10 protein-coding genes are annotated in these 12,489 nt (G+C 48.6%); 8 read left to right on the top strand and 2 right to left on the bottom strand.

What is annotated here, in order from left to right; translation table 11 throughout:
• Positions 1–29 precede the first annotated feature (29 nt).
• Positions 30–1,850 (top strand): DUF853 domain-containing protein, encoded by a 1,821-nt coding sequence (locus NXS08_RS02340; RefSeq protein WP_259136784.1) that lies wholly within the window; start codon positions 30–32, stop codon positions 1,848–1,850.
• A 124-nt stretch (positions 1,851–1,974) separates the two neighbouring features.
• Here NXS08_RS02340 and tkt read toward each other — a convergent pair whose 3' ends face one another.
• Positions 1,975–4,068 (bottom strand): transketolase, encoded by a 2,094-nt coding sequence (gene tkt / locus NXS08_RS02345; RefSeq protein ID WP_259136787.1) that lies wholly within the window; start codon positions 4,066–4,068, stop codon positions 1,975–1,977.
• 43 nt (positions 4,069–4,111) lie between these two features.
• Between tkt and NXS08_RS02350 the strand changes: the two genes are divergently transcribed.
• The 7 genes from NXS08_RS02350 (at position 4,112) to NXS08_RS02380 (ending at position 11,368) form a co-directional block, all read left to right on the top strand.
• Positions 4,112–5,065 (top strand): tyrosine recombinase, encoded by a 954-nt coding sequence (locus NXS08_RS02350; RefSeq protein ID WP_259136790.1) that lies wholly within the window; start codon positions 4,112–4,114, stop codon positions 5,063–5,065.
• A complete protein-coding gene (locus NXS08_RS02355) occupies positions 5,062–5,934 on the top strand; it encodes a ParA family protein (protein ID WP_259136792.1) in 873 nt (290 codons plus the stop codon). Before NXS08_RS02350 ends, NXS08_RS02355 begins: the two co-directional genes overlap by 4 nt.
• The gene (locus NXS08_RS02360) at positions 5,921–6,679 is read left to right on the top strand and encodes a ScpA family protein (protein WP_259136795.1); all 759 of its coding nucleotides are present in this window, start codon (positions 5,921–5,923) and stop codon (positions 6,677–6,679) included. Before NXS08_RS02355 ends, NXS08_RS02360 begins: the two co-directional genes overlap by 14 nt.
• A gap of 111 nt (positions 6,680–6,790) precedes the next feature.
• On the top strand, positions 6,791–7,360 hold the full coding sequence (gene scpB, locus NXS08_RS02365) for an SMC-Scp complex subunit ScpB (RefSeq protein WP_259136798.1): 570 nt from the start codon (positions 6,791–6,793) through the stop codon (positions 7,358–7,360).
• A gap of 11 nt (positions 7,361–7,371) precedes the next feature.
• Complete coding sequence (locus NXS08_RS02370; RefSeq protein ID WP_259136800.1) at positions 7,372–8,118, top strand: pseudouridine synthase; 747 nt, start codon at positions 7,372–7,374, stop codon at positions 8,116–8,118.
• Between the two features lie 60 nt (positions 8,119–8,178).
• Complete coding sequence (gene der / locus NXS08_RS02375) at positions 8,179–10,362, top strand: bifunctional cytidylate kinase/GTPase Der (protein ID WP_259136802.1); 2,184 nt, start codon at positions 8,179–8,181, stop codon at positions 10,360–10,362.
• 106 nt (positions 10,363–10,468) lie between these two features.
• Positions 10,469–11,368, top strand: a complete 900-nt coding sequence (locus NXS08_RS02380) for a rhodanese-related sulfurtransferase (RefSeq protein WP_259136804.1) — start codon at positions 10,469–10,471, stop codon at positions 11,366–11,368.
• 117 nt (positions 11,369–11,485) lie between these two features.
• On the opposite strand, the gene rarD is transcribed toward NXS08_RS02380, so the two are convergent.
• Complete coding sequence (gene rarD / locus NXS08_RS02385) at positions 11,486–12,448, bottom strand: EamA family transporter RarD (RefSeq protein WP_259136806.1); 963 nt, start codon at positions 12,446–12,448, stop codon at positions 11,486–11,488.
• Between the last annotated feature and the right edge of the window lie 41 nt (positions 12,449–12,489).

Below are 12,489 nucleotides of genomic sequence, written 5' to 3' on the forward strand. Positions count from 1 at the left end.
TCTTTGGATTGACAGATAAACTTAACACTATGAGTAAAGATTCCCACGGCTGGGCCGTATCCAAAAAGACTTTGGAAGCCATTACTACTTCCTACCCGCAAGAGAATTCACTTTCGCTTGGTGTTGCGATTGATTCGGAAAATACTTATCCGGAAGCAAAAGTCAGTATTCCATTAAACATTCTTAACCGGCATGGGTTGATTGCCGGGGCTACGGGAACTGGTAAAACCCGTACTTTACAGCTTTTAGCGGAAAAGCTTTCGGCGGCGGGAGTTCCTGCCTTAGTAACCGATGTGAAGGGTGATTTAACGGGAATTGGGGCGCCTGGGCAAGCATCTGAAAAGCTTTTGGCTCGTTCTGAAAAAATCGGTCAAATCTGGGAGGGCAAAGGCTTCCCGATTGAGTTACTTGCTTTAGGGGAATTAGCTGAGGCTGAAAATGCCACGCATGTGCCTGTTCGCGCTACGCTTTCTGACATTGGCCCGCTTTTATTGGCGAAAATTTTAGGTTTAAACACTACTCAAGAACAGGCTTTGCAGCTTATTTTTAGTTGGGCTGATCAGCAGGGGCTGGCATTAATTGATTTGCAGGATCTTAAGTCTGTCACTCAGTATCTTACGGAAGATGGTAAGAGTGAACTTAAGAAAATTGGGGGAGTTTCCTCAGCTACTGCAGGAGTGATTCTTCGCGCGGCAACGGTATTACAAAGCCAGGGTGGAGATGATTTCTTTGGCACTCCAGCTTTCGATACGGCTGATCTTTTTAGGGTTAATCCCGATGGTAGTGCGGTAGTGTCAATTCTGGCGATTGATGGGATTTTGCGTCAGCCTGCGATTATTTCTTCACTAATCATGTGGATGTTGGCGGATTTGTTTGAGACTTTGCCTGAAGCTGGGGATTTAGATAAGCCGAAGTTGGTTTTTTTCTTTGACGAAGCGCATTTGCTGTTTAAAAATGCGACTCCTGCGTTCTTAGATCAGGTTGTGCAAACAGTGAAGTTGATTCGTTCTAAGGGGGTGGGGATTTTCTTCATTACTCAGTCTCCGCAGGATATTCCCGCTGAGGTGTTAGGGCAGTTAGGGTCGCGGATTGTACACGGTTTGCGTGCTTTTACTCCTAATGATGTGGCTGACTTGAAAAAGACGGTTTCGTCTTTCCCGATTACGGATTTGCTTTTAGATGAGGTGCTTACCACTTTGGGTACGGGGGAAGCGGCAATTACTGTTTTGAGTGAGAAGGGTGCGCCGTTACCGGTGGCGCCGACTCGCTTATTTGCTCCCCAGGCGATTATGGGGCCGCTTCCCGAGGGCGGTGCTTCAACTGTTATTGCCGGGTCAACGTTATTTGCGAAGTACCGTGATGAAATTGATCCTTACTCTGCTTTTGAAAAGCTAACTGCTTTATCTGCTGATCCTCAAGCGGCAGCTGCTGGTGGAGTGCCTAATGCTGGTGGAGTGCCTAATGCTGCTGGTGTACCTAATGCTACTGGTGTACCGGGTTCGACACCTGCGGGGGACTATGGTTATGCGCCGGCAGGTAATGGTTACCCTGGGGGAGGCGGTTACTCAACGGGTAGTGGTTACCCCGGTGGCAGTGGTTATCCGGGCGGAACTGGTTATCCCGGCGGAACTGGTTATCCCGGTGGAACTGGCGCAGATCCTTCATGGGAGGAGCTGGGTTTCCCTGCTGAGAAACCAAAGTCGAAACGCCAGCCAAAACCCGAACCTAGTTTCGGTGAGGAAATAATTGAAGCGGGGCAAGGTATGCTTCGCTCCGCGCTACGCTCTTTCGGTACGCAGCTGGGACGGGAGTTTTCCCGCACAATATTCGGAACTCGTAAACGCCGGTAGAAACCAAATACGCCTACCCTGTGCAAAACAGTGGTTTTTACGTTCGGGCGTACCACTTTAAGTGAACAAATAGTTTGGGGCGGAGACTTAATCAGTCTCCGCCCCAAACTACCGTGAAAGGCAATTAGTTAGCTAAAACTTCACGAGCTACCTTCAAAAGGTTCTCAGTAGTGATTCCAAAATGAGCGAAAAGTTCTTCCGCATTGCCAACTCCACCGAAAGATTCAATTGAAACAGCCTTACCTTCTGAGCCTAAATACTTCAGCCAAGGCATTGCTAAACCAGCTTCAATCGAAACGCGTTTGGTTACATTCGCAGGCAGGACTGCTTCCTTATACTCCGCGTCCTGCGCGTCGAACCATTCCATACAGGGCATAGAAACAACGCGGACTGCAACGCCCTCGGAAGTAAGTACCCGGGCGGCTTCCAACGCACACTGAACTTCGGAACCAGAACCCATCAAAATCAGATCTGGAGTGCCTGCGCAGTCCTGTAACACATATGCGCCGCGAGCCAAACCAGAAGCCGGAGCCAACTCACCTGGCTTAACCACCTCGCCACCGGCGACGCGTTCTGGATTAGGCAGATTCTGACGGGTGAGAACCAAAGCCACTGGGCTGCGCTGCAGAAGTGTTTGCTTCCAAGCCTCCACAGTTTCAGCTGCGTCTGCTGGACGCACTAAAGCGAGATTAGGAATCGCACGGTAAGCGGTTAAATGTTCTACCGGCTGGTGGGTAGGCCCATCTTCACCCACCCCAATCGAATCATGCGTCCACACGTAGGTTACTGGCAGATTCATTAAGGCTGCTAAACGAACTGAACCGCGCATGTAGTCTGAGAAAACGAAGAAAGTACCGCCGTAAACTCGGGTGAATCCCTCTAAGGCGATCCCATTCATGACCGCTCCCATAGCGTGCTCACGGACGCCGTAGTGGAGGTTTCGCCCATAGGGGGAAGCTGCGAAGAGCTTTGAAGCCCGCGCTGCGGGAAGGAATGACTTTTCGCCTTTCAAAAGCGTATTGTTAGAACCAGCCAAGTCGGCAGAACCGCCCCACAGTTCAGGTAGAACTGGGGCGAGGGCATTAAGGACTTCCCCTGAAGCAGCACGAGTTGCGATTGCCTTACCAGCAGGGAAAACTGGGAGTGCTGACTCCCAATTAACTGGCATTTCTTTTGAATGTAGCCGGTTGAAAAGTTCCGCTCGCTCACCTGCAGAAGCTAACCAGCTAGCGAATTTTTCATTCCAGTGGGCGCGTAGTTCCTGAGCGCGGGCGGCAACATTTTCTTGTGCATGGGTAACTGCTTCAGTATCAACTTGGAAGAGCCCCTCAGTTGGAGCGCCCAAAGCTTCTTTTAAGCCGGTGAGTGCTTCATTTCCTAAAGCTGAACCGTGGATTCCACCGGTATTTTGTTTACCGGGAGTGGGCCAACCAATAATCGTGCGTAAGGCGATAATCGATGGGCGGTTAGTTTCAGATTTAGCTGCGTGTAGGGCGGCGTCTAATGAATGTACATCTTCGTGGTAGGTTCCGTCATCTTGTAACCAATTGACCCGCTGAGTGTGCCAACCTTGCGCTGCGAAACGACCCAGCACATCTTCAGAGAAAGTAATATTTGTATCATCTTCGATAGAAATATGGTTATCATCCCAGATGACAATCAGATTACCCAGCTCTTGTGCTCCGGCAAGTGAGCAGGCTTCAGCGGTAATTCCTTCTTGCATACAACCATCACCGGCAATTACATACACGTGATGGTCGAAAGGGGATTCACCAGTTGGCGCTTGTGGATCGAACATTCCTCTTTGACGGCGTGCGGCCATAGCCATGCCAACTGCCGACGCAATTCCTGAACCTAACGGGCCGGTAGTGATTTCCACGAAATCAGTATGTCCGTATTCAGGGTGTCCGGGAGTGAGGGAACCAAAAGTGCGGAATTTCTTTAAATCGTCAAGTTTCAGACCTGCACCGGCCAAATACTGTGACACGTACTGGGTGATTGAAGAGTGTCCGGCAGAAAGAACAAAACGATCCCGGCCAATCCAATTTGGGTCAGTGGGATCGATTTTTAAATGTCGTTGGAAAAGCAAGTAGGCTGCTGGAGCAAGGGAAATCGCCGCTCCTGGGTGTCCAGAACCCGCATTTTCTACTGCGTCAGCAGCCAGTATTTTCGCGGTTGTTACCGCGCGTGAATCTAAATCAGTCCAAGCTAAAATCATGTTTGTTAAACCCCTTAAATAAAAAACCCTTACACTTCATATTATGGCGAAGAATTGGGCAAAAAACACCTCTGCGCAGATTTTAGAGGACTTTTTAGACTATCTTACGGTAGAAAAAGGGGCTTCCCCGCATACTGTGGCGGGGTATCAACGAGATTTAGAACGTTTCCTCACCCTGATGAATCTAACTACCACCCCTTTAAGTGAAGTTACTACTGATTTAATCAATCAGTTTTTAACCTTGCTTTCTACCGGTACTGAAGCGCAGCGACCTTTAGCTCCCAGTTCTATTGCCCGTTCTCGAGCAGCCATCCGCGCCCTATTTCGATATGCGATTGAGAATAACTACTTAGTTGCCGATCCTACGGAGGATGCGGATCAGAAGAAACAGGGGCTTAGTTTACCTAAAGCCATTCCTTTGGAAGAAGTAGGCGCGATGCTTGCTGCTGCGGGGCAGCGTCCCGCCCCGATTGGTTTAAGAGATACCGCCTTAATTGAACTACTATATGGAACGGGCGCGCGTATTTCAGAAGTAATTGCCCTTAGCCCTGACGATCTCTTTTTAGAGGGAGATTATCCGCATGTGCGACTTTTTGGCAAAGGTCGGAAAGAACGTTTAGTTCCCCTCGGTTCCTACGCTGTGAGGTCTTTACAAACATATTTAACAAACGGTCGATTAGAACTGTTAGCCCGCGCCAAACGTAACTACGGTGAACACCCCTTATTTTTGAATAAAAGGGGCGCGCCTTTAAGTAGGCAAAGCGCATGGGAAATTATTGTGAAAACAGCGGTTGAAGCCAAGTGCCAAGCAGAAGTATCTCCGCACACTTTACGGCATTCATTTGCAACCCACTTACTTGAAGGGGGCGCTTCAATTCGTGATGTGCAGGAGCTTTTGGGACATGCTTCGGTGACAACCACGCAAATTTATACGCGCGTTTCTATGAATACTCTGCGTGAAGTCCATGCTGCGTCACATCCTCGTGCTAACCTATGAGGGTGAGTGATGTACAGTTAGACTTAATTCCATTGCCAAATGGCAATGATGAAGAGATTGATTTCCCTGTTCCCGCGCCACTAGATTCTCACGGACCGGCGCGAATCATTGCCATGTGTAATCAAAAAGGTGGAGTTGGCAAAACAACTACGACGATTAACTTAGCTGCTTCACTTGCTGAATATGGTCGTCGGGTTCTGATTGTCGATTTTGACCCGCAGGGAGCAGCTTCTGCTGGTTTAGGAGTAGCTTCCCAGGATTTAGATATCACGATTTATAATCTTTTACTGTCTGCAAAGACAAACGTTAAAGATGCGATTGTGGAAACACAGGTGCCGAACCTGGATATCATTCCCGCTAACATTGATCTTTCAGCTGCTGAAGTGCAGCTGGTAAATGAGGTGGCCCGCGAACAAGCATTAACGCGCGTGCTGCGCCCAGTATTAGATGAGTACGATGTAATTTTCATTGACTGTCAGCCGTCCTTAGGGTTACTCACCGTAAACGCTTTAACAGCAGCCCACGGGGTGATGATCCCGCTGGAAGCTGAATATTTTGCGCTGCGTGGCGTGGCTCTGCTGGTAGATACCATTGATATGGTGGCTGATAGGCTTAATCCTCGTTTGAAGATCGACGGTATTTTAGCCACGATGGTAGATACTCGTACGCTCCATTCACGTGAGGTTTTAGAACGACTCCATCAGGCATTCGGCGATAAAGTTTATCGGACTCAGATCCGGCGCACAGTTAAATTCCCCGATGCTTCGGTAGCGACTGAGCCGATTACCACCTATGCACCAACTCACGCTGGAGCTGAAGCCTACCGACAACTAGCGCGTGAAGTGATTGCCCGCGGTGACGCAGCTTAAGCAAGAAAAATCGCCGGAAACTTCCCAAACGGATTTTTCAGTTAGTTTAACTAACTTTTCGGGCCCTTTCGACCTGCTACTTGGGTTGATTTCTAAGCGAGAGCTGGAAATAACCGAGGTTTCTTTAGCCCAGGTAACTGACGAATTCATCGCATATATGCGAGTTCAGCCAGATCTTTCAAAAGCAACTGAGTTTCTGGTGGTAGCAGCTACTTTATTAGACCTCAAAGCCCGTTCTTTACTTCCCACCACTGAGTCTGATGACGAAAGTGACTTTGAATATTTAGAAGCCAGGGACCTACTTTTTTCCAGGCTTTTACAATATCGCGCGTTTAAGGAAGTTGCCGGCGTATTTGCCGGACTTTGGAAAATACATTCCCAGGCTTATCCCAGAGAGGTTCCTCTTCCACCGGATTTACAAAAACTGCTCCCTGAGTTAGTTTGGACCACTACCAGCAGTCAGCTTGCGCAGTTAGCGGCGCAGGCACTGACTCGAGAACCTCCGCGGGTAACGATTTCTCACCTGCATGATGTTTTAGTGCCAGTGGGGCCACAAAGAGAACTTTTAGCGCAGCGTTTAAGAGAATTGAAAGCGTGTACTTTCAAGGAATTATGCGCTGACACAGAGGATATCAATATGATAGTTTCGCGTTTTTTGGCCCTTTTGGAACTGTTTCGGGAAGGACAGATTTCCTTTGCGCAGGAAGCTCCGTTAGCCCCGCTTAACGTAGTGTGGATCGGATAAGATTTTCCGAGGGCGGGCTAGCAATCTCACAGTTTAATCTGCCCGCCGCAGCATACAAAGAGAACTAACTGACGTATCATTAAATGGTAACGATATTGGCGGGAGGTCAACATGAGCACTCAGTTTTCAAGTCAAGAAATACCCATTGCTGAGCAAAAAAAGATAGTTGAAGCAATCTTAATAGTTGCAGAAACTCCAGTAACTGTTCCCTACCTGGCGGAAATTATCCAAACTGATACAGTTACGGTTGAAAAACATTTAAATGAGTTAGCCGAAGAGTTTAACCAACGCGGTTTCATTTTAAAACCTGCCGGAACAGGTTGGCGATTTTACAGTAACCCTAAATATGCCGAGTATGTGAAACAGTTCGTGGTGGGCAGTGAGAATCAAAAACTTTCCCAAGCAGCGTTGGAAACACTCGCAATCATTGCTTACCGCCAACCCATTTCTAAAGGGAAAATATCCAGTATTCGCGGGGTGAATGTAGATTCAGTGGTCCGCAACCTGGCTGCCCGTAGGTTAATCGATGAAGTTGGCTACTCCAGTACGGGCGCCACTTTATGGGGGACAACGGAAGTATTTTTAGAAAAAATGGGTTTAAGTAACCTAACTGAACTGGCACCTTTAGCCCCATTCCTACCCGCTGCTGAAGAACTTGAAGAACTAGCTGAAGAAATATAAAAGAGGTAAAAATGCGTAACGATCCACATATTGTTGATGGTGTCCGGCTACAGAAAGTCATCTCCCAAGCTGGGATTGCCAGCCGCCGCCATGCTGAGGTGCTGATCACCTCAGGAAGAGTAAAGGTAGATGGGGTAGTAGTCCGCCAACTGGGGATTCGCGTTGATCCCAGCGTACAAACGATTCACGTTGATAACAACCAAATCCTGTTGGAATCTAAGTCGCTTACCATCGCTTTGAATAAACCCCGCGGGGTAGTTTCCACGATGGAAGATCCTGAGGGACGGCCCTGCCTGGCAGAGTACGTTGAACAGTATAATCAGCGACTTTTCCACGTGGGTCGTTTAGACACTGATACCTCTGGACTTATCCTGCTTACTAATGATGGTGAACTCAGCCACCGCCTAATGCACCCTTCCTACGAAGTACCAAAAACCTATGTGGCAACTGTGCACGGCGATGTACCACGTGGATTAGGGCGAAAACTGGCTCGAGGAATGACTTTAGAAGATGGTCCAGTGAAGGTTCAGGACTTCCGTATTACCGACCACTATGGAGAAATGAGTATCGTACAGCTCACCCTACATGAGGGACGTAACCGCATTGTAAGACGTATTCTTGACTCGGTTGGTTTCCCCGTGATTGAACTGGTACGCACCCAGTTCGGCCCCGTTCAGATTGGGCGTTTACATTCAGGTGTTACCCGCCGGATTGAAGGCCCAGTATTACAAGAGCTTTACCGTTCAGTTGGCCTCTAGGCTCACGCACTGCGTTCCAAAAACGCTTCCTTATGTAAGAAACCAAGTATTAGGATAATCATGAGTTACGTTGAAAAACTGCCCCAGTTAAAAGCACTGGTAGCTGAACACGGTCTATCAGTTGCCATTGATGGGCCTTCAGGTTCTGGTAAATCAACCCTTGCCCGCCAGCTAGCAAGCGACCTCGAAATCGGCTATTTAGATACCGGAGCCATGTACCGTGCGCTTACCTGGTACTGTTTGAAAAACGATCTGCCAGTAGATGACCACGATGCGGCCGCCGGAGCAGCTGACTCATTCCCACTTCTAATGGGCAATGATCCCACAGATACCCGTGTCTTTGTGGGGGCCACTGATGTGACAGAAGCAATCCGCTCTAAAGAAATTTCTGAGAACGTATCAGCAATAGCCACCAACTTGGCAGTGCGTGAGACAATGCGCCGTTTGCAAAGAGAAATCATTGAAAAAGCAGTCAAATCAGGCTCAGGGATGGTGGCCGAAGGGCGGGATATTACCACTATTGTTGCCCCGGACGCAGACCTGCGGATTCTTGTCACTGCTTCCGAAGAAGCACGGTTAGCTCGCCGCGCCGCACAACAGACCGGGGAAATCACGGAAGCAGCCCTGGCCGATACTAAAAAACAAGTGCTGGAAAGGGATGCTAAAGATTCCACCGTAGTGAATTTCACCTCCGCCGCCAGCGGGGTAGTGGAAGTAGATACCTCTAGCCAAACGGTAACGGAAACTATGGAGGTTATCTACCAGCTGGTAGCCCAGACACTGGCTGCTAAAGAAACCGCAGCCCAAGCAGCAGACGCACGGACACGCACCATGCGGAATGCTCTTGCAGAATACGATTTAACCGCTGAAGATGAAGCTCTCCTATCAGGCGATTACAGTGAACTGGGTGAAACCGAACCGGAAACTGCACTTCCCGTCCTAGCTATCGTGGGGCGCCCAAACGTTGGTAAATCAACTTTAGTTAATCGCATTTTGGAGCGGAGGGCGGCAGTAGTACAGGATACCCCGGGAGTTACTCGCGACCGCGTTTCCTATCCGGCTCACTGGGCAGGACGAGATTTCACTTTAGTAGATACCGGCGGTTGGGAAACTGATGTAAAAGGCTTAGATAAGTCGGTAGCTGATCAGGCTGAACTGGCAATTGAAATGGCCGACGCAGTTATTTTCGTAATAGACGCCACCGTGGGGGCAACTAAAACCGACGAACAGTTGGTTCGCGTGCTGAGACGTTCTAAAAAACCAATCCTGTTAGTAGCGAATAAAGTAGACTCTATCAACCAAGAAGCTGACGCAGCCTACCTATGGGGATTAGGTTTAGGTGAACCCATCCCAGTTTCCGCTCTGCATGGACGTGGAGCAGGTGACCTGTTAGATCGGGCAATGGAAATACTTCCCCTAGAGTCAGCCGTTGCCGAGCCACTACCAAAAGATGGTCCCCGCCGAATCGCATTAATTGGGCGACCAAATGTTGGCAAATCCTCCCTACTTAATAAGTTAGCTGGTTCTGAACGCGTAGTTGTAAATGACCTTGCGGGGACCACCAGAGACCCAGTTGATGAGCTAATTGAGATTGAGGGACGTCCTTGGTGGTTTGTTGATACCGCTGGTGTGCGCCGGAAAATGCACCGTACCAGTGGCGCCGACTACTATGCTTCCATTCGGACTCAAGCAGCGCTTGAAAAAGCTGAATTAGCGTTAGTTCTCTTAGATGCTTCAGAAAAAATGACCGAACAGGATGTGCGCGTGATTCAGCAGGCAATTGACGCTGGCCGCGCGGTGGTAATCGTTAATAATAAATGGGATTTAGTTGATGAGGACCGCCAAGCACAGCTGCGAGCCGAACATGAACGGGAACTAAAGCAGATCCAATGGGCCCCGCGAATTAACCTCTCCGCTAAAACCGGTTGGCACACTAACCGGCTTGTCCGCGCGATTGATGAAGCCTTAAATGGTTGGCAGACTCGTATCTCTACCGGACGCCTAAACTCATTCCTAGGGGAATTAGTCGCAGCGAAACCACACCCGGTACGCGGAGGTAAACAACCTCGGATTCTTTTCGCTACCCAAGCGTCCACTAAACCACCTCGGTTCGTAATCTTCACTACCGGCTTCTTAGATCCCGCCTATAGAAGATACATTGAACGTAGATTACGTGAAGAGTTTGGATTCCAAGGAACGCCGATTCAAATTTCCGTACGTGTCCGTGAAAAGAGACGTAAATAGGCGTTTCCATAATCCCCTTGGGAGGCTGTCGCCAAAGGCCATCCAAAAGGGATAGACTGTTTTACGTAATATAAGAAAAAGACGATTATTTAATGAGGAGAGCTAAATGGCTATTCCTAAAGTGTTACTTTACTACGCATTTGCGCCAATCCCAGATCCTGAAGCCATTCGGCTCTGGCAGCGTGACCTCTGTGAAAGCCTTGGATTGCGCGGGCGTATCCTAGTTTCAAAGCATGGTCTAAACGGTACCGTAGGTGGAGATTTAGAAGCAGTTAAAATCTACCGACGCAAAACCCGTGAATATCCAGCCTTCCGTGATATTGACTTTAAATGGAGTGAAGGCACCGGCTTAGATGAAAATGGGTACAGTCTGGATTTCCCTCGTCTTTCAGTGAAAGTCAGAGATGAGATTGTTTCCTTCGGAGCTCCAGATGACGTATCCGTAGATGCCAATGGGGTAGTTAATGGGGGAGTACACCTCAAACCTGCTGACCTGCATAAACTTCTCGAAGAAAAAGGTGACGAAGTAGTTTTCTTCGACGGACGTAATGCTTGGGAAGCTCGCATCGGCCGCTTTAAGAATGCGATTATTCCAGATGTGACTACCTCCCATGATTTCATTCGGGAAATAGAATCAGGTAAATACGATGACATTAAAGATAAGCCAGTGGTAACCTACTGCACCGGAGGAATCCGCTGTGAGTTACTCTCCGCCATGATGAAGAAGCGGGGCTTTAACGAAATCTATCAGATGGATGGCGGGATTGTTCGCTACGGCGAAACCTACGGCAACGATGGGTACTGGGAAGGCTCACTGGCGATTTTCGATGGACGTGAAGTAATGGACTTTGCGCCAGGCGCAAAAGTCCTCTCAACCTGCGACTCCTGCGGCAAGCCTACTTCCAGATTGGCAAACTGCACAGACTTAGCCTGCCGGAAACGGCTCCTCTGCTGTGAAGAATGCGAAACAGTTAGCTGCGAAGAGCACGCGAAAGTCGGAGTATAAACCCACTATAGAAAAGCTGCCCAGTCCATTTAAAAGACTGGGCAGCTTTCCATTTAAGACTTAAAAACACACCCATTTCAAAGTTAAAACAGGCAATAGCATTCAATAAAGCTAGATTTAAACAGAAATCGAGTTAAGCTCGGCTTTAACAGTACGTTTAGCGGCGCGGCGTCTTCTCCAAGGACGAACTGGGCTAATCCCGTGGCGTCGTTTAGCAATCACAGCGAACACCGCGTCTAACGCCATGATGGCAACAGCCAGCCAGATCCCCATATAAGTCGGGAATTGCTCTGGAGCGATTCTTTCACCCAACATTAACGCGGCGATCGTAACTAAAACAGGTTCAATATAAGAAAGTAACCCAAAAATCACGTACGGTAAAAGTTTCGCCGCCAAAACATAGGTAATTAGACCAACAATCGAAAGAGCCCCCAACAAAAGCAGTAGGGAAGTAGTTCTCAACGAAGAAATTGCGTGGATTAAACCGCCCTCGGCAAACGCATAGTAGGCAGCAAAGGGAAGCGCAAAAACTAACTCCCAAGTCAGCGCCCCCACCCCATCAGTCTTAGTAAGCCGACGTACCACGAAGTAGGCAGGATACCCAACAGCGATTAACACCACAACCCAACCCACAACTCCGGTACGAATAAACTCATAAGTTACAGCTGTGGACGCAACCACGGTGGATACCCACGCCAAAAAAGTCATCTGCTCATTGAAAAGAAAACGCCCAACTAACACCATCACTAAAGGCAACAGAAAATACCCCAGCGAAACTTCTAAAGTGTACCCATTTTGCGGAGCCCAGCCAAAAAGCCACATTTGGGCACCCAGCATGGGACCGGTGAATAAATAGACAAGTAAGATACGCGGATTATTCTTAATCCGCCGATACTCGTCAGTGAACCAATAAAAACGCTTCACAATCAACATGGCAATGAGGATCCCCGGGATTGTTAAAAGCAGCCGCCAACCCCAAATCTGCAAACCTGAAAGCGGATCTAAAGCCGCGGCAACAAAAGTGAAAATAGCGAAAGTGAGTGAAGAAAGTAATGAAATTACTACACCGCGTTGGTTCATTAAGTATCCCTTTTTGGACGAAAAGAAAAGCCAGACTTTAA

This window comes from Gleimia sp. 6138-11-ORH1, assembly GCF_024814355.1.
Taxonomy (GTDB): Bacteria; Actinomycetota; Actinomycetes; order Actinomycetales; family Actinomycetaceae; genus Gleimia.

Bases quoted from the DNA above. Each gene is read 5' to 3' on its own strand.
- NXS08_RS02340 (WP_259136784.1), top strand. From the start codon at position 30: ATGAGTAAAGATTCCCACGGCTGGGCCGTATCCAAAAAGACTTTGGAA.
- scpB (WP_259136798.1), top strand. From the start codon at position 6,791: ATGAGCACTCAGTTTTCAAGTCAAGAAATACCCATTGCTGAGCAAAAA.
- tkt (WP_259136787.1), bottom strand. From the start codon at position 4,068: ATGATTTTAGCTTGGACTGATTTAGATTCACGCGCGGTAACAACCGCG.
- NXS08_RS02370 (WP_259136800.1), top strand. From the start codon at position 7,372: ATGCGTAACGATCCACATATTGTTGATGGTGTCCGGCTACAGAAAGTC.
- NXS08_RS02355 (WP_259136792.1), top strand. From the start codon at position 5,062: ATGAGGGTGAGTGATGTACAGTTAGACTTAATTCCATTGCCAAATGGC.
- der (WP_259136802.1), top strand. From the start codon at position 8,179: ATGAGTTACGTTGAAAAACTGCCCCAGTTAAAAGCACTGGTAGCTGAA.
- rarD (WP_259136806.1), bottom strand. From the start codon at position 12,448: ATGAACCAACGCGGTGTAGTAATTTCATTACTTTCTTCACTCACTTTC.
- NXS08_RS02380 (WP_259136804.1), top strand. From the start codon at position 10,469: ATGGCTATTCCTAAAGTGTTACTTTACTACGCATTTGCGCCAATCCCA.
- NXS08_RS02350 (WP_259136790.1), top strand. From the start codon at position 4,112: ATGGCGAAGAATTGGGCAAAAAACACCTCTGCGCAGATTTTAGAGGAC.